This is a genomic window from Gordonia sp. p3-SID1431 (assembly GCF_025143765.1).
Classification (GTDB): domain Bacteria; phylum Actinomycetota; class Actinomycetes; order Mycobacteriales; family Mycobacteriaceae; genus Gordonia; species Gordonia hongkongensis.
In genome coordinates, this window is the sequence record NZ_JAMBDT010000002.1 from 1 (window position 1) to 25,747 (window position 25,747).

The window sequence follows — 25,747 nt, forward strand, 5'->3', positions numbered from 1 at the left end:
CGTACTGCACGACGAAGGCGCGTACCCGCTCGATCGGTGAGTCGAGGATGCGGGAGTAGGCCGCACTCGCGGCGGTCAGCAGAGCGGCGCGCTGCTCGGTGGACGCGCTGCCGACGGGGATGTGGAAGTGTGCAACCGGCATGTTGGCTCCGTTCGGGAAGTGCCCGCGTCCGTTTCGGACCGGGCTACTGGATGCCGTGGCGAGTTCCGCCGTCGGCGTTGAGGACGCTGCCGTGCAGCACGGCGGCCTGGGGCTCGAGCAACATCTCGACGAGCCAGGCGATCTCGTCCAGTGTGGGCAGGCGACCCAGCGAGGTCTTGGCCGTGTACCTGTCCCAGATCTCCTGCGGCGCGGCCCCGGTCTCACGCGATTCGGTGTCGACGAAGGCGCGGAGCCGAGGGGTGTCGATGGGCCCGGGCGCGATGGTGTGCACGGTGACACCCCGGGGTCCGTAGAGTGCCGAGATCTGTCGCATCAGATTGAACAACGCGGCATTGGCGGTACCCGGTCCCGCGTCGAGGGGCCCCGGTTCGAGTCCGAGTGAACCCGCGACCGCTACGAACCGCGAGCCGTCGGCGAGATGGTCGCGGACTGCTCGCAGCAACCGGACGGTGCCGGCCACCTTGATGTTGGCCGCGGTGGCCAGCAGCGATGGCTCGATCGCGTCCGCGGAGCCGCGCACCGGGAGACCGGCCGCGAACACCGCGAGTCGTACGGGCCCGTCGAGGCAGGATCGGATCGCGTCCACGGACCAGTCCTCGGCGATGTCGGCCGCGCACGGGATGATCAGTTCGTCTGTTGCCGCGAGCTGTTCGAGTTCCTCGGCACGGCGCCCCACCGCGAGAACCCGCATCCCGCGTGCCACCAGGCGTCGTGTGAACACGGTCCCCATCGCGCCGGTCGCGCCGACGACCACACATGTCTCGGTTGTGGACACGGGTCCTACTTCCGGATGCGCAGGGTCACCGCACGGGGTTCGGTGAAGAACTCGCGTGAGTACTGGCCACCCTCACGGCCCAGGCCGCTGATGCCCTCACCGCCGAAGGGCAGCCGGAGATCGCGTTCGAAGAAGGTGTTGATCCAGACCGTGCCGGCCTTCCAGCGCGCGGCCATCCGATGAGCCCGATCGAGGTTCTGCGTGAACAGGATTCCGGCGAGACCGTAGGGGGAGTCATTGGTGATGCGCAGCGCCTCCTCTTCGGTGTCGAAGCCCAGAACCGTCTCGACGGGACCGAAGATCTCCTCACGTGCCGTGCGGGAGTCATTGGTCAGGCCGGTGATGACGGTCGGCGGATAGTAGAAGCCGCCCGCCCGATCGGGGTCGGTGAGTCGTTCGCCGCCGGTGATGATCTTGCCGCCTTCATCCTGCGCGAGTTCGACGTAGCTGTGCACCTTGTCGAGGTGACGCTGCTCGATGAGCGGCCCCATGAACGTCGTCGGGTCCTTCGGGTCCCCGACCACGAGCTTCCGCGCCTCCTCGACGAAGCGCTCGACGAACTGCTCGCGGATCGAGTTCTGCACCAGCAGTCGCGAACCCGACAGGCAGACCTGCCCGTTGCCGCCGAAGATGGCCCGAAGGGACATCGGCACGGCCACATCGAGATCGGCGTCGGCGAACACGATGTTGGCCGACTTGCCACCCATCTCGGCCGAGACAGGCGTGTGGTTCGCGGCGGCCGCCTGCAGGATCTTCACGCCCGTGGCACTCGATCCGGTGAAGGTGATGCGGTCGACGCGCGGATCGGAGGTCAGCGGTCCGGCGACGGCCTCACCACCGAAGCCGTGGACGACGTTGAGCACCCCGGGCGGCAGACCCGCCTCGAGCGCGATCTGCGCGAAACGGTTGGCGGTCAACGGTGTCTGCGGTGCCGGTTTGAGTACCACGGTGTTGCCGAAGGCAAGTGCGGGCGCGATCTTCCATGTCGCCAGCATCAGCGGCGCGTTCCACGGACTGATCGCGGACACGACCCCGGCGGGCGGGTAGAGGACGTAGGAGAGCAGATCGCCGTCCGGGTAGGCCTCGTTCGCGGCCATCGAGACGTAATCGGCGAAGAAGCGCAGGTTGTGGGCCACCCGCGGGATCTCGGCGTGCAGCGACTGCGTGATCGTCTTGCCGCCGTCACGGGTTTCGAGCTGTGCCAGCTCCTCTCGGTGCTCGTCGACGGCGTCGGCGACCGCATGCAGGATCGCCGCGCGTTCCTTGGGTGACATCTGCGGCCACGGCCCGTCGTCGAAAGCTGCTCGGGCAGAGTCGATCGCAGCGAGACCGTCGTCGGCGGTGCCGCGCGCCACCCGCGCGAGCAACGTGCCGTCATGCGGGTCGCGCGACTCGAACGTCGCACCGTCCGAGGCCGTCCGCCACTCGTTCCCGATGAGGTGGCGAACCTCGGCAGTACCGCTCTGATCGGTGTTTTTCAGATGGCTGGAAAGAGTCATTTCCTCACACCTCCGCCGCGACCGGCGTCTCGTAGGTGCGGCCCGCCAATTCGGAGGCCACATCGATGATCATGTCTTCCTGGCCGCCGATGACGCCGCGACGGCCGAGTTCGAGCAGGATGTCCCGGGCGGGGACGCCGAACTTCTTCGCGGCGCGCTTGGTGGGGTGGAAGAACGTGGAATACACACCCGCGTAGCCGAGCACGAGCGCGGTCTCGTCGACGATCTGCGGCTCGGTCATCAGTGGGGCCACGACGTTCTCGGCGGTGTCGATGAGCGGGAACAGCTCGACGCCGGTGTCCCAGCCCGCGCGTTCGAATGCGGCGGCGAGGACTTCGGTCTGGGCATTGCCGGCACTGGCGCCGAGCCCCCGTAGCGAGCCGTCGATGTAGGTGGCACCGTTCTCGGCGGCGGTGAGCGCGTTGGCGATCCCGACACCGAGGTTGTTGTGGGCGTGGAAACCGATGTCCGCCGAGATTGCCCCACGCAGTGCCGCGACCCGCTCGCCGACTTGCTGCGGGACGAGCGCACCCGCGGAGTCGACCACGTACACCACGTCGGCGCCGTAGGAGTCGAACTTCGCGGCCTGCTCGGCGAGTGCATCGGGTTCGAGTTTGTGGCTCATCATCAGGAAGGTCATCACGGTGAGCCCGTTCTCCTTCGCCCACTCGACGGGCTGCTGCCCGCAGTCCGCCTCGGTGCAGTGGACGGCGACGCGGACGGTCGAGATGCCGGCGTCCACCGCCGCCCGCAGTTCGTTCAGCGTCGCGATACCCGGCACGTAGAGGGCCGCGATGTCGGCGTTGTCGACCGCGTCGACGGCGGCGCGCACGTACTCGGGGTCGGTGGCCGCGGCGAAGCCGTACTGGACCGACGACGCACCGAGACCGATGCCGTGTGCCACTTCGATTGTCGGGACGCCGGCCCGGTCGAGGCCGGCCGCGATGGCGGCGACGTCGCGTGTGGTGAACCGGTGCGAGACACTCGACATCCCGTCACGCAGCGTCGTGTCGACGAGGGTGACCGATCGTGGCCCGCGGGCCGGGGACTGGCTGGTCATCGCAGTGCTCCTGTCTGAAGTGTCGCTGTCGCGGCCCTCTCCTGCGCCATCACCTCGGCGACCTGCACGGCGGCCGCGGTGATGATGTCGAGATTGCCTGCGTACGTGGGTAAGAAGTCGCCGGCGCCGACGACCTCGAGCATCACGGTCACCAGATCGCCATCGGTGTCGACGAGCTTGAGGGTGTAACCGGGGACGTAGCGCTGGACCTCGGCGACCATGTCGACCACGGCGCGTTCGATGGCCACGGGATCAGGGTTGCGCACTTTCGCATACACCGTGTCGCGCATGTTCATCGGCGGTTCGGCCGGGTTGATCACCGAGATCGCCTTGGCCCGGTCCGCTCCCGCGACCTGCGCCAGGGCGCGCCCCGTCTTCTCGCTGAACTCGCTCAGATTCTGCCGCGTTCCCGGACCCGCACTCGCCGACGCGATGGCCGCGACGATCTCTCCGTAGGCGGCGTCGGCGGCCTGGTTGATCGCGTGGAGGATCGGGATGGTGGCTTGCCCGGCGCAGCTCACCATGTTCACGTTGGGCGCGTTCACGTGTTCGCGGAGGTTGACCGCGGGGACGACGTAAGGGCCGACCGAGGCGGGCGTCAGATCGATCGCGGTGATCCCCGCGTCGGCGTAGCGGGGCGCGACGGCGGCGTGGACCTTGGCGGAGGTGGCCTCGAAGACGAGGTCGGGGGGCGAGGACTGCCGTAGCAACCAGTCCACGCCCTCGGCCGACGCCTCGAGTCCTTCCTCGCGCGCCCGGCGCAAACCCTCACTGGCGGAATCGATCCCGACCATGTGGACCGGTTCTACGTACTCGGACCGCAGCAGTTTGTACATCAGGTCCGTCCCGATGTTGCCCGATCCCACAATGGCGGCGGTCAACCGGCTCATCGCATGTCTCCTCTGCTCGTGCGCACGTTCGGTCTCGGTCGCCGTCGGCGTGCTCGACACCGAACCTAAGGAGCGGTTGCCGTCTCCGGGGCCAAGGCACGGGCAGTCCGAACGCGGAGCGCATCGGCGGCACCGTTGTTCGGATATCCCGAATGGCGGTGACGGCAGTCACAACTCGTCGCCATGCTGAAGGTCATCAGCCAGCAGCCACCGAGATCCGGTGGCATCCGATCCACAGGAGAACCGATGACCGAGAACGCCGCACGCTTCGATGTCGCGCACCTCGCCCGTGCCGAACTGTTGACCCCGAAGCCGCAGGAGACCCTCGACTTCTTCACCCGATTCCTGGGCATGTACGTCACCCGGCGCGAGGGCCAGTCCGTCTACCTCCGGGCCTACGAGGACCCCTACCCCTGGAGCCTGAAGATCACCGAGGCCGCCGAGCCCGGGATGGGTCATGCCGGCCTGCGGACCAGCTCGCCGGAGGCGCTCGAACGGCGCGCCGCCTCACTGCAGGGTGCGAACATCGAGACCTCCTGGCACGAAGACGAATTCGGCTACGGCAAGACCCTGGCGTACAAGACCGCCGACGGTCACGACTTCTCGCTGCTCTGGGAAGCCGAGAAGTACGTCGCACCACCCGAACTGCAGAGCAAGATCCTCACCCGGCCGTCGAAGAAGCCGTTACAGGGCATCCCGGTGAAGCGGATCGACCACCTGAACCTGATGGCCTCCGACGTCACTGCCGTCAAGACCGAGTTCGAGCGACATCTCGGGTTCCGCACCACCGAGCGCGTCGTCGACGGGGATGTCGAGATCGGCGCCTGGATGAGCTCGAACATCCTCGGCCACGAGGTCGCCTGCATGCGCGACATGACCGGCGGGCGCGGCAAACTGCATCACCTCGCCTTCTACTACGGCACGGGTCAGCACAACATCGACGCCGTGGAGATGTTCCGCGAGTACGACATCCGCATCGAGGCCGGCCCGGACCGGCACGGGATCACCCAGGGCCAGTTCCTGTACGTGTTCGAACCCGGTGGCAACCGCATCGAGTTGTTCGGCGAGTCCGGATACCTGCATCTCGACCCGTCCGCCGAGACGAAGACCTGGCAGATGTCCGACATCGACACCGGTCTGGCCGTCGGCGGTGCGAAGCTGCCGTGGGAGACCTACTTCACCTACGGCACGCCCAATCCGCTCCCGCTCGACGAGCACATCACGGCCTTCGCCGACTTCGGACCGGGCGGGCCCGCGCCAGAGGCCGAGGCGGTCGTCGAACTCGTGCCCGACGAGATCGAGCAGTCCCGGGCCGTGGCGAATGCGCCGGTCTGAGCCGACTCGCGAATTCCGACGCGATCAGGAGAACCCTTGACTGTCATCGACATCGCCGCGGTGTCGTCGTCCGGCGGCACGCCCGACCAGCCGCCGCGGATCGCCGACACCCTCTACCACGACCTGGTGTCGCCCGACGAGGTCGCCGAGGTCCGCCGCCGGGTTCGCGAGGTCGTGCTCCGCGACGTCGCCCCGGTGGCCGATCGGATCGCGCGCGGCGACGAACGGCTCGACGGCTTCCCGCGCGACGTGTTCGACCGGTTGGCCTCGGCAGGGGTCTACCGCATCCCCTTCGCGACCGATGTCGGCGGCGACGGACTGGCCCACCCGGCGACCGCCACGGCCACCGCTGTGGAGGAGCTGGCGTACTTCTCGAACAGCGTCGCCGCGATCTTCGACGTCCACTGCATCCTCGCGGGCAACGCGGTCAATCAGGGCACGCCCGAGCAGCGCCGCCGGTGGCTGGCTCCGGTCGTCGCCGGCGAGATCGTGGGCGCGTTCGCCACCAGCGAGCCGGCCGCGTCGAGTGATCTGTCTCCCGAGGCGGTTCGGACCGTGGCGCACCGCCGCGGCGACGGGTGGGTGCTGAACGGACGCAAGCGATGGATCACCAATTCCATCGTCGCCGCGTTCGTGGTGGTCCTCGCCCGCACCGGTGATCGGCTCTCGACGTTCATCGTCCCGACCGACACTCCGGGCGTCCGGGTGGGCACGCCCGACCGCAAGCTCGGTAACAAGGGGCAGATCACCGCCGACGTTCACCTCGACGACGTGGAGCTGGGACCGGAGACCCTGCTCGGGACCGAGGGCGGTGGGCTGAAGGTCGCCCTGCAGACGCTGACCTACGGGCGCATCGGGATCGCGGCCGCGGGTGTCGGGATGGCGCAGGCCGCCTTCGACCGCACCGCGGCACACCTACGCACCCGGGTTGCGTTCGGCGCACCTCTCGCGGCCCGACAGCACTGGCAGTTCCTCATGGCCGACCGCGCGACCGAGATCGCGGTCTCACGTGACCTGTACATCAAGGCCGCGATGCGGCTCGACGCCGGAACGCGCTTCCCCGAACCGGAGGCGGCGATGGCCAAGCTGCGCGGCACCGAGGTCGCGGTCCAGATGGCCCGCGACGCGGTCCAGGCGTTCGGCGGCTTCGGATTCACGCAGGAGCTCGGCGACGACGACTCGTCGGGTCCGGTCGAGGCCCTGTACCGGGACAGCAAGATCGGGGAGATCTACGAGGGCGCCAGCGAGGTACAGCGGTGGGTGCTCGCGCGGCAGATCTTCGGTCGCGACGTCGTGGGCTGAGCAGCGCGCTGACGACCCTCCGGGCCGTCGTCCACCCCGGTGGGCGGCGGCCCTTGGAGTCGCGGGACCAAATCGGGGCATGGTGGTGTTGTGCACGGTGACGCCTTCCGAGCGCCGTCGCTCGACGGAGCCGGGGGAGCGTCAGCAGGAGGAAACGTGAGCAACACCTACCGCAAGACCCCCGAGGCGTTGAGCCGCCTCACCGACATCCAATACCGCGTCACCCAGGGTGACGGCACCGAGCGTGCCTTCGACAACGAGTACTGGGACAACCACGAACCCGGCCTCTACGTCGACGTCGTGTCCGGGCAGCCGCTGTTCTCGTCGACCGACAAGTACGACAGCGGCACCGGCTGGCCGAGCTTCACCCGGCCCGTCGAGCCCGACGCGGTGGCCACCAAGTCCGACCGGACGCTGTGGATGCGACGCACCGAGGTGCGGTCGTCCGGCGCCGACAGTCACCTCGGGCACCTCTTCGACGACGGTCCGCGCGACGCGGGCGGGCAGCGCTACTGCATGAACTCGGCGTCGCTGCGGTTCATCCCGGCAGGCGAGCTCGAGGCCGAAGGGTACGGCGAGTACGCACACCTGTTCAGCGGCACCGATGCCGCCGATTCCGACACCCAGGAGGAGAACGCATGACGACCGACACCGGCCAGATCACCGTCCGCCCCGGCACCGAGACCGCGGTCCTCGCGGGCGGCTGCTTCTGGGGCATGGAAGACCTGATCCGCAAGCAACCCGGCGTCCTGGACACCCGGGTCGGCTACACGGGCGGACAGAACGACCACGCCACCTACCGCAACCACCCCGGGCACGCGGAGGCGGTGGAAATCATCTTCGACCCGAGCCAGACGTCGTATCGCGACATTCTGGCCTTCTTCTTCCAGATCCACGACCCGTCCACGCGTGACCGGCAGGGGAACGACGTCGGCCCGAGCTACCGCTCGGCGATCTTCCCGGTGACACCTGAGCAGGAGCTCATCGCCCGGGACACCATCGCCGATGTCGATGCGTCCGGACTGTGGCCCGGCAAGGCGGTCACGACGATCGAGGAGCTGGGTCCGTTCTGGCAGGCCGAGCCCGAGCATCAGGACTACCTGCTCAACTTCCCGAACGGCTACACCTGCCACTTCCCGCGACCGGGATGGGTGCTGCCGAAGCGGGACGCGGCGTCCACGCGGTGACGCGCGAGGCCGGCTGACAGTGCCGACGCCCGTCGACGGTCATGCGACAACGACCGTCGACGGGTTCGTCGGCGTATGCTGGGGCGATGTAGCACTCTGCTACACACGCGCGGGAGGTGTGCGATGAGCACCGGTACGGACAAGGTGACCCGGCTGTCTGCTGCATTGGTGACCGATGCGGCCCGGGAGGGCGCGCGAGAGCAGCGGTCGGCGCGGCAGCAACTCGAACACTGGGCGCGTCTGGGGCGCAGCGTCTCGCAGCGCACCACCGCGTCGCGTCAGCGGGTCGAGGCCGCGCTGGCGGGCGATCTGCCGGGAGAAGTGCTGACCGCAGAGGAAGCCGTCGTCTACGACGCCGAGATCGACGCTCATCTCGAAGCGCGGCTCGCGACCGACGACCACGTGGATCGTCGTGCCGCGGCAGGGTTGTCCTCGGTGGTCGTCGATGACGCCGGACGGCTCGTCGAATACCGCCCCGACGGGACGAGCGTCATCCTCGAGCAGTGACTCCGCGGCTCGATCTGGTCGTCGGATGCAACGGCGCGGGTAAGTCGACGCTGGTCGAGCGCCATCTGCAACCCCTGCTGCATGTGCCCTTCGTCAACGCCGACCTGATCGCCCGGCAGCGGTGGCCCGACTCCGCGGAAGCCCATTCCTACGACGCCGCCCGGTTGGCGGCGGCGACCCGCGACACTCTCATCGAGCGCGGCACCTCATTCATCGCCGAGACGGTCTTCTCGCACCCCTCGAAACTGGAGCTCATCGAACGTGCGCACACCGCCGGATACCGAGTCGCGCTGCACGTCGTGATGATCCCCGAGGCTCTCGCGGTCCATCGCGTCCGATTGCGCGTGGACAGTGGCGGGCACGCGGTCCCCGAGGTCAAGATCCGCGAGCGGTTCCGACGCCTGTGGCCGCTCGTCCGGACGGCCATCGCGCGGAGTGACCTGGCAACCGTGTACGCCAACGAGCGACCGACCACGCGCATCGTCGCGCGGTACGTCGACGGTCTGGTCGCCGGCGTACCCGACTGGCCGGACTGGACGCCGGGTGCGCTGACGGATACGAAGGCACGATGACATCCCTCGATCGAGCCGGCCGGCTTCTCGTCGTCGGCGCTGTCAACGTCGATCTCGTGGTGGCGACCGACCGTCTGCCGGGGCCCGGTGAGACGGTCGTCGGTCCGACCGTGACACGTCACGGCGGCGGCAAGGGAGCGAACGCCGCCGTCGCCGCGGCGCGTGCGGGTGCCGAGGTGCGTTACTGCGGCGCTGTGGGTTCCGACGACATGGGCGCGAGTGCACTCGCCGAACTGCGGGACTCCGGTGTCGACGTGACGGACGTGGACGTGCTCGACGGCGTCGCCACCGGGATGGCGCTGATCGTCGTCGATCCGCACGGGGAGAACCAGATCGCCGTCGGGGCAGGCGCGAATGCCGTCCTCGGCACCGACGAGGTCCGTGCCGCCGTTGACCGTGCGGCGGGCTGGGCCGGCTGTGTCCTCGTCAGCACCGAGATCCCGGCCGACGCCGTCGCCGCGGCGGTCACGACGGCCGCCGCCCGGGATATCCGCTGCGTCGTCAACCCCGCCCCGGTGTTGCCGTCGACCGTCGACCTGATGGCGTCGGCGCCGGTACTGACGCCCAACTCCTCTGAACTGCGGGACCTGTACGGACTCGTCTCCGAGGGTGTGGCCGCGCCGGAGATATCGGCGGCCGAACAGGCGACGGCGGTCGCATCCCGAACGGGCGCACCGGTTCTCGTGACCCTCGGTGCCGATGGCGTCCTGATCGCCGACCCCGCGTCCGAGGTGATCTCGCTCCCCGCCGGACGGGTCGCGCGGGTCGTCGACACGACCGGTGCGGGTGACACCTTCAACGGCGTGTTCGTGGCCGCGCTCGCCGCCGGCTCGACGGTCGTCGAGGCGGCGAGACGTGGTGTCGCGGCGGCGTCGCTGTCCGTCGCGGCGGTCGGTGCCCGGGCGGGGATGCCGAGCGACGACGAGATCCGCCGCGCGATGTGAGCGGAACCGGCCGGGAGGGAACCGCTAGCGGGTAGCCGGTTTCGGCCGTTTCATGAACCGGTGATGGTCGTCGCTGGGCAGGAAGTAGTCGCCCTGCCCGCCCGCGCGCAGCAGCGGTCGAGCGCCGGCCGTGTCGTACGTCTGGTCGTCGCGCAACAGATGGGTGGCGATGTGGATCTTGACCACCTCGCCCAGCACCATCCAGGTGTCGACGAGGTCGCCTGCGGCCGTGCGTAATTAGAACGACTGGGTGGTTCGGCACTCGAAACTCACCGGACTCTCGCCGACCCGTGGCGGGGCCACGAGATCAGAGGCGAGGCGCGTCAGGCCGGCGACGTCGAACTCGTCCTCGCCGGCGGGCACCGCAGCCGAGGTGGCGTTCATCTGCTCGCCGAGGCCGTCGGTCGCGAGATTCCAGACGAACTCGCCGGACCCGATCGAGTTGGCGACGGTGTCCTTGTAACCGACGCTGGCGAAACCGACGATTGGCGGCGTGTAGTTGAAGAGGTTGAAGAAGCTGTAGGGCGCGAGGTTGCCGACGCCGTCGTCGGACACCGTCGAGATCCAGCCGATCGGCCGCGGCGCGACGATGGCATTCACCGGGTCGTGGGAGAGTCGGTGGCCCTGCGACGGCTCGTAGGAGTGGTAGGTCGTCACCATCGCCACGGTACGTCAGCCCGCCAACCGTTCCATCGCCTGCGTAAGGTGAGGTGCGACCGACCACCGCGCACATCGACGATCGGGACCGCCGTGACCCTCTCCTCCGCCTCTGACCTGCGGACCTTCGCCAACATCCGGGACCTGGGCGGTATGCGGGTCGCCGGCGGCGGCGTCACCGCCGCCAACGTGCTGATCCGCAGCGATGCCCCGTATCCCGACGACGAGGACCCCGTCGGCCTGCCCTGGCCGCCGGCGACCGTCGTCGATCTGCGCGACCCCACCGAGCTGGGCCGGATGGCCGTCACCTGGCCGCCGAACGTTCGCGTCGTGCACCGTCCGGTGTCCTCGGGTGCCCGCGTCGACCGCCTCGCCGACACCGCGCTCGTCGAGATCTACACCGCGATGATGCGCACGGGCGGGCATCGGCTCACCGGCGCGCTGAACGAGTTCGACTCCGAGGGCGCGACGCTAGTGCATTGTGCTGCCGGCAAGGACCGGACCGGGGTGATCATCGCGATCGCCCTGCTGTTGGCGGGCGTCGACGAGGAAGCGGTCGTCACCGATTACCACCGCACCGAGGACGGCATCGCCGGGGTGTTCGCGCGTCTGCGGTCTCGCAAGCGGATTCCGGCGGGCACCACGCTGGACGCCCCGATCCTGCGCACCCCGCGCGAGGCCATCGAGCTCGTCGTCGAGGACGTGACCGGTGCGCGCGGTGGTGCGTGGGGATGGTTCGAGGAGCACGGCGGCGACGTCGACCACTTCCGGGGCTGGGTCTCGGGGTTCGTGCGTCCCGAGGCCGAGGAGGCCGGGCGTGACTGACGAGAACACTTCGGAGTCAGCGCAATTCAGCCCGGATGTCGTGGCAGCCGTGCTCGCGCACATGATCGACGATCGTGCCGACGACTCGCTGCTGATCTGCCGTGCGCTGGGCGGGCGGCCCGATGCGGTCGCGGCGCGGATGACCGGATTCGACCACGAGGCAGCGACGTTCGACGCCACGGTTCCCGAGGGGGTCGTCGGGGTGCGGCTCGCCTGGGATCGCCCGGTCCGCGATCGTGGCGACGTCCGCACCGCGGTCGTCGCGATGTTCCGTGCGGCGCAAGAACGTTCGGGTACCTCTGCATCCTGAGGGTCACGTGCTCCCGCGAACCATCAGTTCGACCGGGAGGCGGCGGGATTCGACGTCCCGCCCGGCGGCGAGGTCGAGGAGGCCGCGCACCGCGGTCTCGCCGATCTCCCGAGCGGGGGAGCGGACCGTCGTGAGCGGCACGGGGAGCTGGGCGGCCACCGGGATGTCGTTGTAGCCGATCAGGGCGAGGTCGTCGGGGATGCGGAGTCCGAGGTCGCGGGCGACACCGAGGACTCCGATGGCGATGGTGTCCGACACCGCGAAGATCGCCCGGGGACGGTCCGGACGATCGAGCAGTGCACGCCCGGCCGCCGTCCCGCCGTGAACCTCGAAGTCGGAAGCGACGATGCGGTCGTCGGACAGCGTGATCCCGGCATGAGCCAGCTCGGCGCGGAACCCGCGGAGCCGGTCGGTGGCCGTCGTGGCGTGGCCGGGCCCGCCGATGACGGCGAGGTCGGTGTGACCGCGCTCCAGGAGATGCCGGGCGGCGATGCGTCCGCCGCGCACGTCGTCGCCGCCGACGAAGGGGAGTCCGGCCTCGGCGTGCCGGGTGAGGGTGAGCATCGGGAGGTCGCCGACCCGCAGGGACTCCACGAAGTCCCGGCCCGGCAGGTGTAATCCGCTCAGCAGCAGACCGTCGACCTGCCGGCCGACGAGGAGTTCGATGGCCCGTCGCTGAGCGGCCCCCTCGTCGGGCGGGGACGACAGCAGGACCGAGTACCCGGCCCGGGTGGCCGCCTGTTCGATGCCCTGGTAGGTCGTGGCCACGACGCCGTCGGTGAGGCGGGTCATCACGACCCCGATCGTGGTGGTTCGGCGGGTCCGCAGGCTGGCCGCCCACACATTGCGCTGGTAACCGAGCTGGTCGGCGACCTCCCGCACCCGCAGGGCCGACGCCGACCACCCGTCGGCGGGCTCGGACTGTCGCAGCACCCGGGAGGCGGTGGACACGTGTACGCCGGCACGCCGGGCGATCTCCTTCAGCGTGGGGGCGCGCTGACCACTGACCACGCTGATCCTCTCTCTTCCCGATTGACCCGATGGGCATCGAACACCTACCTTAGGCGATGCAAACGTTCGTGCAAACGTTCTCGTCGACGGCCCCCGCCCGCCGCGAGTCCCATTCTCGACGGAGGTCCGCCATGTCCCGCACCAGCACGTTGCCCCAGCTCTTCGCCCTGGACTCGTTGCTGGACGCCGACGAGATCGCGATCCGTGACAGCGTGCGGGACTTCGCGGCCTCGAAGTTGCGTCCGCACATCGCCGACTGGTTCGAGGAGGCCCGCCTGCCGGCCCGCGACATCGCCCGCGAGCTGGGCGGGCTCGGAGCGCTCGGCATGCACCTCGAGGGCTACGGCTGCCCCGGGATGAGCGCGATGTCCTACGGATTGACGTGCCTGGAACTCGAGGCCGTCGACTCCGGTATCCGCAGCCTGGTCTCGGTGCAGGGCTCGCTGGCGATGTTCTCCATTCACCACTGGGGTTCGGAGGAGCAGAAGAACGAATGGCTGCCGCGGATGGCGGCGGGCGAGGCGATCGGCTGTTTCGGTCTGACCGAGCCCGACTTCGGGTCCAACCCGTCCGGTATGCGCACCCACGCGAAGCGGGACGGCGACGACTGGGTGCTCAACGGGACGAAGATGTGGATCACCAACGGTTCGATCGCCGACGTCGCGGTGGTGTGGGCGCAGACCGACCTCGCCGACAGTCCCGGCGGCATCCGCGGGTTCGTCGTCCCGACCGACACACCGGGGTTCTCGGCGCCGGAGATCACCAAGAAGATGTCGCTGCGCGCCTCGGTCACCTCCGAGCTCGTGTTCGACGACGTGCGCCTTCCCGCCTCGGCGATGCTGCCGAAGGCGGAGGGGCTGCGCGGACCGCTGACCGCTCTCGGCGAGGCCCGCTTCGGGATCATCTTTGGAGCGATGGGTGCCGCCCGCGACTGCCTCGAGGCGGCCATCGAGTACGCGCAGTCCCGCCAGGTGTTCGACAAGCCGCTGGCCGGCTACCAGATCACCCAGACCAAGATCGCCGACATGGCGCTCGAGGTGGGCAAGGGTCACCTGCTGGCCTACCACCTCGGCCGTCTGAAGGACCGCGGCGAACTCACGCCCGAGCAGGTCAGCACCGGCAAGCTGAACAGCACGCGCGAGGCGATCGCGATCGCCCGCGAATGCCGAACCATCCTGGGCGCGAACGGCATCACTCTGGAGTATCCGGTGATCCGGCACGCCAACAACCTGGAGTCGGTGCTCACCTACGAGGGGACCTCGGAGGTCCACCAGCTCACGATCGGGCGCGCACTCACCGGGTCGGCGGCGTTTCGCTGAGGCAGTCAGGCGCCTGGCGGTAACCACCGGCGCCCACGGAACGTGGCGCAGTGGGTTACGTTGGACGAGCACGCCGAACAATGCGCGTCCGTGGTCGTTCGCTCACGTCGGGCGTCGAAAGGGGTTCGACCATGACCGATCCGGCTGACGATGACGTTCACCGCAAGATCGCGGATCTGGCGCGTGAACTCCACGGCGACGACTCCGACGAGCAGGTTGCGAAGACGATCGTCGAGAACGCGCTGGTCGACATCCCCGGAGTCGCGTACGCCGGCCTCACCGTCGCAATCGACCGAAAATCGATCGCGTCGTTCGGGTCCACGCACGACGTTGCCGACGTACACGACCGTATTCAAGCGGAACTCGGTGAGGGACCGTGCATCTCGGCAGCGCTCGCCGATCGCATCGTCCGAGTCGACGACCTCGAGAAAGAGCAGCGCTGGCCCGAATACCGCCGCCGCGCGCTCGTCGAGACGCCGATTCGTTCCGTCCTGTCGTTCCAGCTCTTCGCCGACACCACGGCGATCGGGGCGTTGAACCTCTACGCCGACGAGCCGTTCGCCTTCGACCTTCACGCCGAGGACATCGGGGTGGTCTTCGCGACGCATGCCGCCCTCGCGTGGAACAAGGTGAAGAAGGACAAGCAGTTCCACAGCGCCCTGGCCAACCGGGACGTCATCGGTCAGGCCAAGGGCATGCTGATGGAACGGTTCGACATCGACGCGGTGGCCGCCTTCGACCTGCTGAAGCGCCTGTCGCAGGACTCGAACACCAAGCTGGTCGACATCGCGCGGCAGATCACCGTCACACGGTGACCTGACGCGACCCTTCGAGGCTCGTCGCTTGCGCTCCTCGCACCTTAGGGGGCAGGAGACCCGCTCCCTGCATCTCACGGGGCAAGGTTGGTCACTCGGTGACGGTGAACTCCATCGTGCTCGGCCCGACCTGATCCTGGGTCAGAGCGCGTCCCGCGTCCTCGATGGACTCGAAAGTCTTGACATACGGCGCCATTCCGCAGAGTTCGAGGGGGCGGGTCACCGCGCGGCCACCCACGACCACCACTGGGACGAATCGGCGACCGGCGTCGTCGATGAACGAACGCAGTAGCACCAACCCGACGGTCCCGAAGAAGTTCAGGCCCGAGAAGTCGAGGACGATGCCGTCGACGGGGCCGCTGATCACGCGGTCGAGAGCGGCGGCGAAGTCGGCCGCCGAGTCGCGGTCGACGCTGCCGGAGAAGCCTTGCACGCAATACGATTTCGGGGAGACCAACTGGTGGGAATGGGCCTTCGGCGCGGACTCCGCAGTGGGATCGAACGCCGAACGGAAGATGGTCGAAGAGGTGAGAGCCATGATGTTCTCAATTCAGTCAAGTGCGTCTGGCCACGACCGTCACTTCTGGATCGGAAGCCTTGGTGCTGCGCCGAATCGGCGTCAGTACCCCAAGTTCACGATCACCCGGTCAGAGGGATTGAGCGTGATGGTGGAAAGCGAGAAGGCCCTGGGCGCCCAACGCTCTAGAACGCAGCTTCTACCTGAACCGCATCTCTTACCCTACGTTGCAGAAGAGTGACCTACAAGGTTGTGCCCAGTTCGGCAGCTTCTATGCGGTCTGTTCCTGCCACGCAACGCCCTGACCAGCCGACGACCGGTGTGGCTGGACGTCGTCGGGCGACCGTGGTTGGCTGGAGGCGGATATGCGTCGAACCCGTGCGCACATCAGTCCTGTTCTGGATGCGGCACGAGGTCTGCGCATCGATCTCGAGCTGTCTTCGAAGTCTGGTGGTGAGAATGGCGTCGGGTGACCGGGGCGATCACGACGATTACAGTGATGTCCTTCCGGCTCTTCGGACCATGCACGAGGAGAAGGACGACGATCGTCGTGCCCGGCTGCGGGAGGACGTCATCGCGAGGTGCCTGCCCCTGGCAGACCATGTTGCCAGGCGCTTCTCGGAACGCGGCGAACCCATCGACGATCTGCGTCAGGTGGCGAGGATCGGCCTCATGCACGCCGTCGACCGTTTCGATGTCGAACGCGGCAACAACTTCCTGGCCTTCGCGGTCCCGACCGTCATGGGCGAGGTCAAGCGTTACTTCCGCGACAGCACCTGGTCCATCCGCGTGCCACGCCGGGCCCAGGAGGCGTCGCTCAACATCGCCAAAGCCAGCGAGGAACTGCTGCAGTCCCTCGGACGGTCGCCGCGCCCGAGTGAGATCGCCCAGCACCTCGGGCTGCCCGTCAGCGAGGTGATCGAGGGCATGGTCGCCCGGTCGGCCTACACGGCGAGCTCGATCGATGCCGAAGCCGGGTCTTCGACCGACGGCTGGACGCTGGCCGACACCCTCGGCGACGAGGACGCGCGACTGGAACTCGTCGAAGAATTCGTCACGCTGCAGCCGGCACTGGAGCGGCTGACCGAACGCGAGCGCACCATCCTCACGTTGCGGTTCTTCAAATCCATGTCGCAGAGCGAGATCGCGCGTCAGGTGGGTATCTCGCAGATGCACGTGTCGCGCTTGCTGACACGGATCCTCGAGACCCTGCGTTCTGAGGTCGTCGTCGACGAGGACGACGACGGGCACGAGAGCACCGGCGGTGGATCGCAGGCCGACGGCGAGCGTGCCGCGACGAAGGGCCGCGGCACGCCACGCGGGTTCACGGCTTGAGGATCACCTTGACCATCCCGTCGTCCTTCTTCTGGAACGTCTCGTAGGCCTGCGGGGCCTCGCTGAGCGGTAGCTCGTGAGTCGCGAAGGTGTCGACGCCCAACGGGTCGTCGTCGGTCAGCAGCGGCATGATGTCGTCGACCCAGCGCTTCACGTTCGCCTGACCCATGTGCAGCCGGATCTGCTTGTCGAACATGGTCAGCATCGGCAGCGGGTCGGCCGCGCCGCCGTACACCCCGGAGAGTGAGATCGTGCCGCCGCGTTTGACGATGTCGATCGCCGAGTAGAGCGCGCCCAGCCGATCGGTACCCACCTCCGACATCGCCTTGCGGGCGACGGCGTCCGGTAGCAGGCCGACGACGCTCTGCAGCGCCTTGTTGATCGGCGACCCATGGGCCTCCATGCCGACAGCGTCGATGACCGAATCGGTACCCAGTCCTCCGGTCAGGTCGCGGATGGCGTCGCCGACGTTGTCGACGGCGTCGAAGTTCACGGTCTCCATGCCGCGGGCCTCGGCCCGGGCGAGTCGCTCGGGCACGCGGTCGACGCCGATGACCCGCGCCCCCTGGTGCGCGGCGATGCGGGCAGCCATGTCGCCGATGGGGCCGAGGCCCAGCACCGTGACGGTTCCGCCCTGGGGGATCTCGGCGTAGGCGACGGCCTGCCAAGCCGTCGGCAACACATCGGAGAGATAGACGTACCGCGAGTCGGGCTTCTCCAGCGGCACCTTGATGTGGGTGAACTGGGCCTGCGGCACGCGCAGGTACTCGGCCTGCCCGCCGGGGACGGAGCCGTAGAGCTGGGAGTAGCCGAACAGTGCGGCGCCCGTCCCCTGTTCGGTGACGCGGGTCGTCGCACACTGGGTCATGAGTCCGTCGTGGCAGAAAAGGCATGTGCCGCAGGCGATCTGGAAGGGGATGACCACCCGGTCGCCGACCCGCAGGTCCCCGGTGTCGCTGCCCACCTCCTCGACGATCCCCATCGGCTCGTGCCCGAGGATGTCACCGGCCTGCATGAACGGGCCGAGAACCTCGTAGAGGTGGAGGTCCGACCCGCAGATGTTGGTCGAGGTGACCTTGATGATGGCGTCGGTGGGCTCGATGATCTTGGGTTCGGGCACGGTCTCGACCGACACGTTCCGCTTGCCCTGCCAGGTGACTGCACGCATTCTCTAGGCCTTTCCGTTGTCGGCTCGACGCTCTTCGCGAATCTCCTCGAGGCGGTCGTCTCGTCCTCGTTCACTCTTTCCGGCGTGTTCCACCGGGAAGTCGTGGAACCGCTCCTCATAGCGTTCGGCTTCCTCGGCGGTGGTCTCGGGCTGGATCGGGTCCTGATGGGCCCGATCGCCGTCGCGGGCTGCGCGACGTCGCAGCAGGACACGGCTGCCGATCAGCAGTCCGACCGCGAGCAGACCCATGACGACGGCGCCGACCGCCAGCCACACCGTCCCATCGCGGTCGCTCGCACCGGCGGCGATGGCGATGCCGGCGAGCACCAGCATTAGTCCGAGGCAGACGAAGCCGAGTAGGCCGACGGCCTTCAGACCTCGCGACTTTCGTGCCGGGCGCCGGGCGATGGCCTCACGCGACGCGACTTCTCGTTCGGGTGTCAGATCTGGCATGGTGCACTCCCTGCGCTGTCTGGTCGGGGCTCGGTGGCCGGCGTGCTCGACACCGGCCTCGGTGCGGAGGGTTTACCGCGAGCGGCCGACGATGAAACGTCGCCTCGCCGCGACCGCGGTCGTTCATGGGACGGATGGAGACGCGAATCTCATCGAGTCATGATCTGGGTAAACGCTCTGCTAACGTGTCGACACGTGTTCGGGGGGACGTTCAGCGCGGCAAGGTCCTCCGGCCGCGGTTTGGAACACGGAATCACGGGGCACTCATGACCAGACCAGCCGAGATCGGCACCACCAATCAACGGGCGAAGAAGACTCATTTGATGACCGATTCCGACGCGACGTCCCAGCTATCGATCGACGGCGGTACGCCGACGGTTCTGCGGGTTCCGGCCGCCACCGATCGTCTCGCGCTGGTGCGCGCTCTGGTCGAGACCGCGCTGTACATCGACGACTGGGCGCTCGACGACGTCATCGACGCCAAGGTGGCGGTGGACGAGATCTGCTCACAGATCATCTCCGCCGCCGCGGAGGAGTCGTCCATCGAACTGACCCTGCACATGTCGTCGCAGGGCGTGATCGGTGAGATCCGAGGCGAGCTCGTCCCGGACGTGACCCTGAAGCAGTCGACTTTCGGATGGCGGATCGTGCAGACCGTCACCGACACCCACACGATCTCCTACGACGAACCGCTCCCGGGTGCCGCCTCCCGCGGCGTCGTCATCGGGTTCTCGAAGTTCCGTCGCTGACACGGAGCCACTCGTCGCCTGCGGCGTCGTAGGAGACCAGGCCGCGGTCGGCGAACGCGCGCAGCCACCCCTCCATGGGCCAGGTGCCCCATCGCCGGTGGAACACCCGTGCGTTGCGGAGGATGTCCGCGAGGTGTTCGACCGGCGGGTTCGAAACCGGATGGTGCTGGTGGTAGGCGTGTGCGCCGCCAACCCAGGCGATCCGAAACCCGTTGTCGCGTGCTGACATCGCGAAGTCCGTGTCCTCGCCGCCGTAACCGCGGTAGCCGGGGTGGAAGCCGCCCAGGGCGAGCCAATCGGTCGCCCGGACGGCGAACGACAGCGACCAGAACAACATCAGCTCCGACGACAGCTGTGTCTGCCCGGGTCCCGGTGACGGACGCGCCGGGTGCGGATCGGTGAACCGGGCGAGCTCGCGCGCATCGAAGGTCGGCTGGTCGCAGGGGAGGTAGGTGACCGGGCCGCAGTAGAGGACTTTCAGGTCCGGTGTCGCCGTGCATGAGCGGAGGTAGCGCTCGAGCATGTCCGGGCCGGGGATGCAGTCGACGTCGAGGAATACCAAGAGCGAGGCCCCCGCGGTCATGGCGGCCGTGGCGCCGGCGTTCCGGGCATCGGCGAGTTGCAGGGTGTCCGGGTCGTCGTTGGCGAACCGGATGACATCCACCGGGTGACCGTCGGTGACGGATGTGATGTCGGGGTCGTCCATGGCCACCACGAAGTGCAGGTCGGGCCGCCGGGTCGAATGGGCGAACGCCTCTAGTTGTCGTCGAAGGTGGCGGTGCCGCCCCGACACGGTCGTGATGACGGCGACCACCTCGGGGACGCCGGTCATCGGTGCGCGACCGCCTCGATCGCCCGCGCCGCACGTTCGGCGGCGCCGGCGGTGTGCCACCGCGACCACTCCGGCGACGAACTCCCGGCGGTGTCGAGGATCGAGCGCCAGCGTTCGGTGGACGGCCATGACGACGTGACGAGAGCGAGTTCGGAGCGTGCGAGGGTGGTGCCGGTTGCCCGTTGTTCGGCGAAGGGTCGGTCCTCGGGGATGACCACCGCCGGGCGCCCGGCCGCGGCGGCGTCGGCCACGCTTCCCTGACCCGCGCCGATGACGGTCACCCGCGCACTGCACAGGAAGGGCCACGGGTCGTCGACCCAGGTGCCGAAGGCGGGTCCGAGCCCGACGACGGTGTGCTCCGGGAGCTCCTCGCCGAGTGTGGTCGCCGGATGCGGGGCACCCGGTACCCCGCCCGCGCCGGTGACGACGAGGATGTCGGCGGCGAAGGTGGGGTGGGACACGGGGAGTCGTCCGTCGAACCGCGAGATACCGCCGGTGAAGACTGTTTTCGGCAGATGCTCCCGGAGCCAGTCCGGTTGATACAGCTCGGCGGGCCAGGGCGCGATGATCGCATCGGCCGCCCGGTAGGCGAGCTGATGCGGCAGATCGTCGCGAACGCCGGGCTGCGCCGTCACGATCACCGGCACGCCCATCAGCCGGAGGAAGAGGGTGACCTCCACCGATACGTCGACGACGACGGCGGCCGGTCGGCGCGTCTCGACGAACTCGGCCAGCTGCGCCATGCGTGTGCGTAGTCCGCCGTCGTGCCGTGGGGCCCAGTGCAGCAGGCCGCCGGCGTCGACGTCCCGCGGCTGCGGGTCGGAGTCGTCGCGCTCGAGGGTGATCACCTCGCTGAACACCGGGGCGGTCAGCGACGCGCTGGTCAGCGCGACGACGTCGGTGCCGATGTGGCCGGCGACGGCGGTGGCCCGGGAACAGTGTCCGCGGCCCTGATGGTGCACGTAGTAACCGATCACACCCCGACCTCCCGGGGGAGCGAGGAGTCGGCCAACGGCCGCCCGGCGACCAGATCGGCGTAGATGTCGAGGTACCGATCGATCATCGCGATGTCCGTGCAGTGGTCCTCCGCGCGCCGACGCACAAGGCCCCGGTCGAGGGTGAGCGCATCGTCCACCGCGAGGGCCAGCGCGTCGATGTCGCCCGGCGGCACGAGGACGCCGGCGTGCTCGCCGACTATCTCGGGAATGCCGCCACGGGCGAAGCACGCCACCGGGGTGCCGCAGGCGAGGGATTCGGCCACCACGAGGCCGTATGGCTCGTCCCACACCGGGGTCACCAGTGTCACGCCGGAGGAGCCGACCAATCGCGCCAGGTCGTGCTGGTGGAGGTGTCCCTCGTAGTGGACGAGACCGCCCAGCGACGGGGCGATCTGTTGCTCGAAATACCTTGTGTCGCTGATGGGTCCGGCCAACCGGAGCCGACGGCCGGCGCGCTGGGCAGCCTCGATCGCGAGGTGGGCGCCCTTCTCCGGTACGAACCGGCCGAACCACACCAGGTCGTCTCCGCCGGGGCCGGCGGGCCAGCGGTCCAACTGAACCCCGTTGTGCACCACCGGGATCTCGCCGAGCACATGCGACCAGGACTGTGCCGTGTGCCGACTGACGGCGACACAACGCGTACCGGGCGCAAGGGTCAGGGCCGACTCGAGCCACGGCGTCGGCGGGGTGTGGAGCGTGGTGACCATCGGGGTCTCGACGGCCGGACCCATGGCGACCGGGAGGTAGTGCAGGCTGTGATTGTGGATCACGTCGTAGTCGCCGGGGTTGTTCGTGAACGACAGCATGAGCGACAGGTACGCGTGATGATCCTGCAGTGCTTCGAGTTGGGGCATCGACACATCCGAGCGTGCGGCCGCGGAGGGCTCGAACAATTCGCCGCGCAGGCGATCCGAGTCGACCGGGAGATCGCTGCCCGCGCCCGCGAACAGTGTGACCTCGTGACCGGCGAGGGTGAGGGCGCGAGTGAGATGCCAGACGTGGGCCTCGAGTCCGCCCGCGAACGGCTGGGCGATCGGGTAGCGGCTCGATGCGACGATGGCGATCCTCAACGTGTCACGCATCCAGAGCCCTGGTGTAGAGGGCGGCGTGCTGTTCGGCGAGCGACTCGCGCTGCGCGCGCCGGTCGGGCCATGAGGCAGCCGCGGGACGAGCCGAATAGGCCTGTGCGAGGGCAGAAACGAGTGAGTCCGGATCGAAGGTGTCCTCGGTGAACCCGAAGGACAGGCAGTCCTGCTGCTCGCGGTAGAAGCCGCAGCTCGGCGCGATCACGGTGGTACCGAGATCGTGGCAGGCCTCGAGCCACCCGGAGTGGGTTCCGAATCGGTACGGCAGTACCGACACGGACACGCTCCGCAGATAGTCCCACAACTGATCATCGGTGAAGTACTCATGCACGAGCACGCGGGCATAGGGGTGCCGGGAGAGTGCCAGCGCAGTGGTGCCGAAGTCCGGGTTGTACGCGTGCTTTCCGGGGACGAACACCTCGTCGTGCAGGTTGATCTGAACCGTCATGTCCGGGTAGTCCGCGGCCGCCTCGAGCAGGGTCATGATCACCGGCAGCGGATCCATGTTGGCGCGAATGCTTTTGGCGTGCACCCCCACCACGAAGTCGTCGGCGTGCGGCGCGCGCGGACCGAATCGGCCGGGCGGCACGACATGCGGGTGAGGCAGCACGGTCGCCTCGCGCTGCCAGCGGCGCGCGATCTCCCGGGAGACGCCGGGGGTCAGGGTGATGACCTCATCCGCCGCCGGTACGAGGATGTCCAGGACCTCCTCGTGACGTCCCGGTTCGGGGTGATGCGGATTGCGCAGATCGTGGAGCGTGTACACGAGTGGTTTGCCGTGGGTGCGCAGCTCGTCGATCACCTTCGACATCACCGCCGGCTCGACGGCGTCGAACCCGAAGTGGAGGTGGAAGACGTCGAACTCGTTGTGGTTGCGGGCGATCCACGCGGGGTCGAGCATCAGCGGGGGCCACCAGCCGCCCGGCACCTTGGCGCCGTCGGCCGGAACCGGGTCGGGCAGGCGGACGACCGAGACCGGGCCGGAGTCGAGCCCGCTGACCGTCCCGTTCAGCGGCGACAGGTGGCGGACGTATACATGGGAGTGCGGCACCGACGCGACGCGCACGCGGGTCGCACCGCCCCTCCGTGAACCGAGGCCTGCCGACATCGTCGACAGACCTCGTGTCGTGTTCGACCCCGTTGTCTCGAGGGTTGCTGTTCCGCCTGGCTGCGCACTGCTCACTGCCACATCCGTTCACTAGGGTCGCGACGGCTGTGTACTCAACCGGGCCTGCACGATCGCGGCTTCGGCGAGCCGCAGATGACTGCCGGTTTCCGGCACCTATCTCGCGCCGGTGCGGATACCCCGGAATGTCGGCGGTGAAACCGCCCGTGAAAGCGATGAACGGTGGTGCGTCGGTGCTACTTCGAGGACGAGGCGTTCTCGTTGTCGGAGCGGTGTGCGTTGAGCAGCAGATGGTCGAACGACTGCCGGACCGGGTCCGGTAGCACCACGTATCGGTGGACGCCGGTGACGATCGACCGCGCGAGCTCGTTCACCTTGACGTTGGCCGTCTGCGAACGCCAGCGCATGACCTCGAACGCGCGATCGGCGCTCACGCCGTAGGCCAGCGAGATCATGCCCTTGGCCTGCTCGATGACGCCCTGGTGCTCGCGGAATCGCGCGACGTGCTCGTCGACGCGGTCCTTGACGGCCTTCTCCTCGATTGCCGTCAGATCGAGATAGAACCCCTCGGCGCCGATCACGGCGCCGGATTCGTCGGTGAGTTGCTGCGACACCACCGCGACGTGGCGGACCTCACCTTTGGTGTCGACGATGCGATGACGGCTCGAGAACGGGATCCGGCGGTCGAGCATCGTCGCGAGCAGCTCTTCGAACGACTGCCGGTCGTCCGGGTGCTTGTGCCCCGCGATCAGCTCGGTCGTCGGAGTGACCTCACCGGGCCGGTAACCATGCATCTCGGCGACCTCGTCGGACCACTCCCATTCCTGGGTGTCGAACAAGAACCGGAAGCTGCCGACGTGACTGATACGGGACTCGCCGGCGGTGTGATCGTTGGCGTCTGTCACCCTCACCCCTACAAACCACAAATCAACAGGAATGCCAGCGGTCTCGGGCGAAAGATGAGCTTACCTGGCTGACGCATTTGGCGGGAATCGACCCGGTGCGTGTCCCGGGGCAGGACTCGCGGAGATCGTTTCGGTGCCGTGTCTCGCGGGTATCCGCCGTACTCGCAGGGCCGACGGCGAGACCCGGCCCGACCGACACCGATTTCGGCTACGGCCAGGAGGACGAGAATGAGTACCGACAACGTGGGCGACAGTGCGACAGCGGCATCCGAGGGCATCAACCCCGATCTGACGTCGACAGCCGGTTTCGAGGATCTCGACGAGGACCGGCTCGGTCAGGACCCGCTCGAGGAGGGGATGGACCCGCCCGAGGACTGGTCGGCCAGTGATCGGACCGGCACGACCGCCCGGGAACAGCGGGAAGGCGAGTCCCTCGACGAGAAACTCGACCAGGAGATCCCCGACCCGAACCCCTGACGACGTCCGCTCCTCAGTCTGCGCCGATGTTTCCGCACGCTTCTCAGCGGGCACCATCTCGATCATGAGCGACCAGAACCCCGAGCACGAACCGAAGACGATCTCCTACCCCGGTGAGACCGATGAGATGGGCGAACGCCCCCGGGACGAGATGCGCGACTATCGCGGCCGCGATCTGCTGGCCGGCAAGACCGCCCTCATCACGGGCGGCGACTCGGGTATCGGTCGCGCGGTCGCGGTCGCCTTCGCCAAGGAGGGCGCCGATGTCGCCATCGCCTACCTGGAGGAGGACAACGACGCCCGCCACACGGTCGAGCTCATCGAGGCCGAAGGACGGCAGGCCCGCGCGTACCGCGGCGACCTCGCCGACCCGGCACACTGCGCCGACATCGTGAAGCGGACCGTCGACGAGCTCGGCGCATTGGACATCCTGGTGAACAACGTCGCCTATCAGGAGATCGTGGACGACTTCCTGGAGCTGACGCCGGAGCAGTGGCGGCGCACCTTCGACGTCAACATCGACAGCTTCTTCCACACCACGCGAGCGGCGGTGCCGCATCTGACCGGCGGCGGCGCCATCATCAACACGTCGTCGATCAACGGTCTGCGTGGCAACGACAGCCTCATCGACTATTCGGCGACCAAGGGCGCGGTGCTGGCCCTGACCTACTCGCTGGCGCAGGCGCTGATGGAACGGAAGATCCGCGTGAACTGCGTGGCGCCGGGCCCGGTCTGGACGCCGCTGATCCCGGCGACGATGCCGGCCGAGGCGGTCAAGGACTTCGGCACCCAGGCGCCGATGGGACGGGCGGCCCAGCCGGACGAGATTGCACCTTCGTACGTGTTCTTCGCGGCCGAGCAGCTCTCGTCCTACTACACCGGCGAGGTGCTGGCCCCGATCGGCGGCGAGACGCTGCCGGGGTAGGCCGCC

28 protein-coding genes and 2 pseudogenes are annotated in these 25,747 nt (G+C 68.4%); 15 read left to right on the plus strand and 15 right to left on the minus strand.

All coding sequences use genetic code 11. The annotated features are described in order from the left end of the window. The 5 genes and pseudogenes from M4D77_RS00940 to M4D77_RS00960 all read right to left on the minus strand — a co-directional run. Positions 1 to 142 (minus strand): annotated as a pseudogene (locus tag M4D77_RS00940) (tautomerase family protein); the annotation flags it as partial. A 43-nt stretch (positions 143 to 185) separates the two neighbouring features. After that, complete coding sequence (locus M4D77_RS00945) at positions 186 to 938, minus strand: SDR family NAD(P)-dependent oxidoreductase (RefSeq protein ID WP_068970814.1); 753 nt, start codon at positions 936 to 938, stop codon at positions 186 to 188. A gap of 5 nt (positions 939 to 943) precedes the next feature. Then, positions 944 to 2,437 (minus strand): aldehyde dehydrogenase, encoded by a 1,494-nt coding sequence (locus tag M4D77_RS00950; protein WP_259935335.1) that lies wholly within the window; start codon positions 2,435 to 2,437, stop codon positions 944 to 946. 4 nt (positions 2,438 to 2,441) lie between these two features. Further along, positions 2,442 to 3,497 carry a 4-hydroxy-2-oxovalerate aldolase gene (gene dmpG, locus M4D77_RS00955; RefSeq protein ID WP_259935336.1) on the minus strand — a complete coding sequence of 352 codons (1,056 nt, stop codon included), beginning with the start codon at positions 3,495 to 3,497 and terminating at the stop codon, positions 2,442 to 2,444. Beyond that, positions 3,494 to 4,387: an acetaldehyde dehydrogenase (acetylating) gene (locus M4D77_RS00960; protein ID WP_078113761.1), complete on the minus strand. Its 894-nt coding sequence runs from the start codon at positions 4,385 to 4,387 to the stop codon at positions 3,494 to 3,496. Before M4D77_RS00960 ends, dmpG begins: the two co-directional genes overlap by 4 nt. 246 nt (positions 4,388 to 4,633) lie before the next feature. Here M4D77_RS00960 and M4D77_RS00965 point away from each other — a divergent pair, with 246 nt between their 5' ends. From M4D77_RS00965 to M4D77_RS00995, 7 genes are all read left to right on the plus strand, one after another. Further along, positions 4,634 to 5,722 (plus strand): VOC family protein, encoded by a 1,089-nt coding sequence (locus tag M4D77_RS00965; RefSeq protein ID WP_137809478.1) that lies wholly within the window; start codon positions 4,634 to 4,636, stop codon positions 5,720 to 5,722. A 36-nt stretch (positions 5,723 to 5,758) separates the two neighbouring features. Next, a complete protein-coding gene (locus M4D77_RS00970) occupies positions 5,759 to 7,024 on the plus strand; it encodes an acyl-CoA dehydrogenase family protein (protein WP_259935337.1) in 1,266 nt (421 codons plus the stop codon). A 156-nt stretch (positions 7,025 to 7,180) separates the two neighbouring features. Next, positions 7,181 to 7,666 carry a peptide-methionine (R)-S-oxide reductase MsrB gene (msrB, locus tag M4D77_RS00975; protein WP_259935338.1) on the plus strand — a complete coding sequence of 162 codons (486 nt, stop codon included), beginning with the start codon at positions 7,181 to 7,183 and terminating at the stop codon, positions 7,664 to 7,666. Further along, the gene (gene msrA, locus M4D77_RS00980; protein ID WP_259935339.1) at positions 7,663 to 8,211 is read left to right on the plus strand and encodes a peptide-methionine (S)-S-oxide reductase MsrA; all 549 of its coding nucleotides are present in this window, start codon (positions 7,663 to 7,665) and stop codon (positions 8,209 to 8,211) included. The genes msrB and msrA overlap by 4 nt, the downstream gene beginning before the upstream one ends. Positions 8,212 to 8,334: 123 nt before the next feature. Continuing rightward, positions 8,335 to 8,718, plus strand: a complete 384-nt coding sequence (locus M4D77_RS00985) for a TA system antitoxin ParD family protein (RefSeq protein WP_137809475.1) — start codon at positions 8,335 to 8,337, stop codon at positions 8,716 to 8,718. Beyond that, positions 8,715 to 9,290 carry a zeta toxin family protein gene (locus M4D77_RS00990; RefSeq protein ID WP_247450284.1) on the plus strand — a complete coding sequence of 192 codons (576 nt, stop codon included), beginning with the start codon at positions 8,715 to 8,717 and terminating at the stop codon, positions 9,288 to 9,290. The genes M4D77_RS00985 and M4D77_RS00990 overlap by 4 nt, the downstream gene beginning before the upstream one ends. Further along, positions 9,287 to 10,234, plus strand: a complete 948-nt coding sequence (locus tag M4D77_RS00995) for a PfkB family carbohydrate kinase (RefSeq protein ID WP_259935340.1) — start codon at positions 9,287 to 9,289, stop codon at positions 10,232 to 10,234. Before M4D77_RS00990 ends, M4D77_RS00995 begins: the two co-directional genes overlap by 4 nt. Before the next feature lie 24 nt (positions 10,235 to 10,258). Here the strand turns inward: M4D77_RS00995 and M4D77_RS01000 are convergent. Then, positions 10,259 to 10,891 (minus strand): annotated as a pseudogene (locus M4D77_RS01000) (flavin reductase family protein). A gap of 93 nt (positions 10,892 to 10,984) precedes the next feature. On the opposite strand from M4D77_RS01000, the gene M4D77_RS01005 reads away from it, so the two are divergent. Both M4D77_RS01005 and M4D77_RS01010 read left to right on the plus strand, forming a co-directional pair. Next, entirely contained in the window at positions 10,985 to 11,716 is a 732-nt protein-coding gene (locus tag M4D77_RS01005; RefSeq protein ID WP_259935341.1) for a tyrosine-protein phosphatase, read from the plus strand. Further along, positions 11,709 to 12,026: a DUF2470 domain-containing protein gene (locus M4D77_RS01010; protein ID WP_259935342.1), complete on the plus strand. Its 318-nt coding sequence runs from the start codon at positions 11,709 to 11,711 to the stop codon at positions 12,024 to 12,026. The genes M4D77_RS01005 and M4D77_RS01010 overlap by 8 nt, the downstream gene beginning before the upstream one ends. Positions 12,027 to 12,029: 3 nt before the next feature. Here M4D77_RS01010 and M4D77_RS01015 read toward each other — a convergent pair whose 3' ends face one another. Then, on the minus strand, positions 12,030 to 13,037 hold the full coding sequence (locus tag M4D77_RS01015) for a LacI family DNA-binding transcriptional regulator (protein ID WP_259935343.1): 1,008 nt from the start codon (positions 13,035 to 13,037) through the stop codon (positions 12,030 to 12,032). Positions 13,038 to 13,168: 131 nt separating this feature from the next. On the opposite strand from M4D77_RS01015, the gene M4D77_RS01020 reads away from it, so the two are divergent. Next, a complete protein-coding gene (locus M4D77_RS01020) occupies positions 13,169 to 14,356 on the plus strand; it encodes an acyl-CoA dehydrogenase family protein (RefSeq protein WP_259935344.1) in 1,188 nt (395 codons plus the stop codon). A 131-nt stretch (positions 14,357 to 14,487) separates the two neighbouring features. Beyond that, positions 14,488 to 15,171: a GAF and ANTAR domain-containing protein gene (locus M4D77_RS01025; protein WP_259935345.1), complete on the plus strand. Its 684-nt coding sequence runs from the start codon at positions 14,488 to 14,490 to the stop codon at positions 15,169 to 15,171. Positions 15,172 to 15,262: 91 nt separating this feature from the next. Here the strand turns inward: M4D77_RS01025 and M4D77_RS01030 are convergent, their stop codons facing one another. Beyond that, positions 15,263 to 15,709 (minus strand): STAS domain-containing protein, encoded by a 447-nt coding sequence (locus M4D77_RS01030; RefSeq protein WP_065632496.1) that lies wholly within the window; start codon positions 15,707 to 15,709, stop codon positions 15,263 to 15,265. 438 nt (positions 15,710 to 16,147) lie between these two features. On the opposite strand from M4D77_RS01030, the gene M4D77_RS01035 reads away from it, so the two are divergent. Beyond that, positions 16,148 to 17,023: an RNA polymerase sigma factor SigF gene (locus M4D77_RS01035; protein WP_259935346.1), complete on the plus strand. Its 876-nt coding sequence runs from the start codon at positions 16,148 to 16,150 to the stop codon at positions 17,021 to 17,023. Here the strand turns inward: M4D77_RS01035 and M4D77_RS01040 are convergent. Both M4D77_RS01040 and M4D77_RS01045 read right to left on the minus strand, forming a co-directional pair. Then, a complete protein-coding gene (locus M4D77_RS01040) occupies positions 17,013 to 18,191 on the minus strand; it encodes a zinc-dependent alcohol dehydrogenase (RefSeq protein ID WP_259935347.1) in 1,179 nt (392 codons plus the stop codon). The two genes, M4D77_RS01035 and M4D77_RS01040, sit on opposite strands and share 11 nt — an antisense overlap. Before the next feature lie 3 nt (positions 18,192 to 18,194). Next, positions 18,195 to 18,644 (minus strand): hypothetical protein, encoded by a 450-nt coding sequence (locus M4D77_RS01045; protein WP_259935348.1) that lies wholly within the window; start codon positions 18,642 to 18,644, stop codon positions 18,195 to 18,197. A 323-nt stretch (positions 18,645 to 18,967) separates the two neighbouring features. On the opposite strand from M4D77_RS01045, the gene M4D77_RS01050 reads away from it, so the two are divergent. After that, a complete protein-coding gene (locus tag M4D77_RS01050; protein WP_058249946.1) occupies positions 18,968 to 19,393 on the plus strand; it encodes a hypothetical protein in 426 nt (141 codons plus the stop codon). Here the strand turns inward: M4D77_RS01050 and M4D77_RS01055 are convergent. The 5 genes from M4D77_RS01055 to M4D77_RS01075 all read right to left on the minus strand — a co-directional run bounded on the left by M4D77_RS01055 (position 19,365) and on the right by M4D77_RS01075 (position 24,339). Further along, positions 19,365 to 20,225: a glycosyltransferase family 2 protein gene (locus M4D77_RS01055; RefSeq protein ID WP_259935349.1), complete on the minus strand. Its 861-nt coding sequence runs from the start codon at positions 20,223 to 20,225 to the stop codon at positions 19,365 to 19,367. The genes M4D77_RS01050 and M4D77_RS01055 overlap by 29 nt on opposite strands. Further along, positions 20,222 to 21,202 carry a hypothetical protein gene (locus M4D77_RS01060; RefSeq protein WP_137809464.1) on the minus strand — a complete coding sequence of 327 codons (981 nt, stop codon included), beginning with the start codon at positions 21,200 to 21,202 and terminating at the stop codon, positions 20,222 to 20,224. Before M4D77_RS01060 ends, M4D77_RS01055 begins: the two co-directional genes overlap by 4 nt. Continuing rightward, on the minus strand, positions 21,199 to 22,305 hold the full coding sequence (locus tag M4D77_RS01065; RefSeq protein WP_137809463.1) for a glycosyltransferase family 4 protein: 1,107 nt from the start codon (positions 22,303 to 22,305) through the stop codon (positions 21,199 to 21,201). The genes M4D77_RS01060 and M4D77_RS01065 overlap by 4 nt, the downstream gene beginning before the upstream one ends. After that, the gene (locus tag M4D77_RS01070; protein WP_259935350.1) at positions 22,298 to 23,416 is read right to left on the minus strand and encodes a glycosyltransferase; all 1,119 of its coding nucleotides are present in this window, start codon (positions 23,414 to 23,416) and stop codon (positions 22,298 to 22,300) included. Before M4D77_RS01070 ends, M4D77_RS01065 begins: the two co-directional genes overlap by 8 nt. A 254-nt stretch (positions 23,417 to 23,670) precedes the next feature. Continuing rightward, on the minus strand, positions 23,671 to 24,339 hold the full coding sequence (locus M4D77_RS01075; protein WP_058249731.1) for a PAS and ANTAR domain-containing protein: 669 nt from the start codon (positions 24,337 to 24,339) through the stop codon (positions 23,671 to 23,673). 228 nt (positions 24,340 to 24,567) lie between these two features. Here M4D77_RS01075 and M4D77_RS01080 point away from each other — a divergent pair, with 228 nt between their 5' ends. Next, the gene (locus tag M4D77_RS01080; RefSeq protein WP_058249732.1) at positions 24,568 to 24,816 is read left to right on the plus strand and encodes a hypothetical protein; all 249 of its coding nucleotides are present in this window, start codon (positions 24,568 to 24,570) and stop codon (positions 24,814 to 24,816) included. Between the two features lie 64 nt (positions 24,817 to 24,880). Further along, positions 24,881 to 25,741, plus strand: coding sequence for an SDR family oxidoreductase (locus tag M4D77_RS01085; protein WP_259935351.1), 861 nt, complete (start codon positions 24,881 to 24,883; stop codon positions 25,739 to 25,741). Positions 25,742 to 25,747 lie beyond the last annotated feature (6 nt).

What these genes read in the sequence shown, in the direction of transcription:
- M4D77_RS01020 (WP_259935344.1), top strand. Translation starts at nt 13,169, where the DNA reads ATGTCCCGCACCAGCACGTTGCCCCAGCTCTTCGCCCTGGACTCGTTG.
- M4D77_RS01085 (WP_259935351.1), top strand. Translation starts at nt 24,881, where the DNA reads ATGAGCGACCAGAACCCCGAGCACGAACCGAAGACGATCTCCTACCCC.
- M4D77_RS01040 (WP_259935347.1), bottom strand. Translation starts at nt 18,191, where the DNA reads ATGCGTGCAGTCACCTGGCAGGGCAAGCGGAACGTGTCGGTCGAGACC.
- M4D77_RS01025 (WP_259935345.1), top strand. Translation starts at nt 14,488, where the DNA reads ATGACCGATCCGGCTGACGATGACGTTCACCGCAAGATCGCGGATCTG.
- M4D77_RS01065 (WP_137809463.1), bottom strand. Translation starts at nt 22,305, where the DNA reads ATGCGTGACACGTTGAGGATCGCCATCGTCGCATCGAGCCGCTACCCG.
- M4D77_RS01045 (WP_259935348.1), bottom strand. Translation starts at nt 18,644, where the DNA reads ATGCCAGATCTGACACCCGAACGAGAAGTCGCGTCGCGTGAGGCCATC.
- dmpG (WP_259935336.1), bottom strand. Translation starts at nt 3,497, where the DNA reads ATGACCAGCCAGTCCCCGGCCCGCGGGCCACGATCGGTCACCCTCGTC.
- M4D77_RS00995 (WP_259935340.1), top strand. Translation starts at nt 9,287, where the DNA reads ATGACATCCCTCGATCGAGCCGGCCGGCTTCTCGTCGTCGGCGCTGTC.
- M4D77_RS01035 (WP_259935346.1), top strand. Translation starts at nt 16,148, where the DNA reads ATGGCGTCGGGTGACCGGGGCGATCACGACGATTACAGTGATGTCCTT.
- M4D77_RS01070 (WP_259935350.1), bottom strand. Translation starts at nt 23,416, where the DNA reads ATGTCGGCAGGCCTCGGTTCACGGAGGGGCGGTGCGACCCGCGTGCGC.
- M4D77_RS01080 (WP_058249732.1), top strand. Translation starts at nt 24,568, where the DNA reads ATGAGTACCGACAACGTGGGCGACAGTGCGACAGCGGCATCCGAGGGC.
- M4D77_RS00985 (WP_137809475.1), top strand. Translation starts at nt 8,335, where the DNA reads ATGAGCACCGGTACGGACAAGGTGACCCGGCTGTCTGCTGCATTGGTG.
- M4D77_RS01030 (WP_065632496.1), bottom strand. Translation starts at nt 15,709, where the DNA reads ATGGCTCTCACCTCTTCGACCATCTTCCGTTCGGCGTTCGATCCCACT.
- M4D77_RS00950 (WP_259935335.1), bottom strand. Translation starts at nt 2,437, where the DNA reads ATGACTCTTTCCAGCCATCTGAAAAACACCGATCAGAGCGGTACTGCC.
- M4D77_RS01055 (WP_259935349.1), bottom strand. Translation starts at nt 20,225, where the DNA reads ATGACCGGCGTCCCCGAGGTGGTCGCCGTCATCACGACCGTGTCGGGG.
- M4D77_RS00960 (WP_078113761.1), bottom strand. Translation starts at nt 4,387, where the DNA reads ATGAGCCGGTTGACCGCCGCCATTGTGGGATCGGGCAACATCGGGACG.
- M4D77_RS01050 (WP_058249946.1), top strand. Translation starts at nt 18,968, where the DNA reads ATGACCGATTCCGACGCGACGTCCCAGCTATCGATCGACGGCGGTACG.
- msrA (WP_259935339.1), top strand. Translation starts at nt 7,663, where the DNA reads ATGACGACCGACACCGGCCAGATCACCGTCCGCCCCGGCACCGAGACC.
- M4D77_RS00965 (WP_137809478.1), top strand. Translation starts at nt 4,634, where the DNA reads ATGACCGAGAACGCCGCACGCTTCGATGTCGCGCACCTCGCCCGTGCC.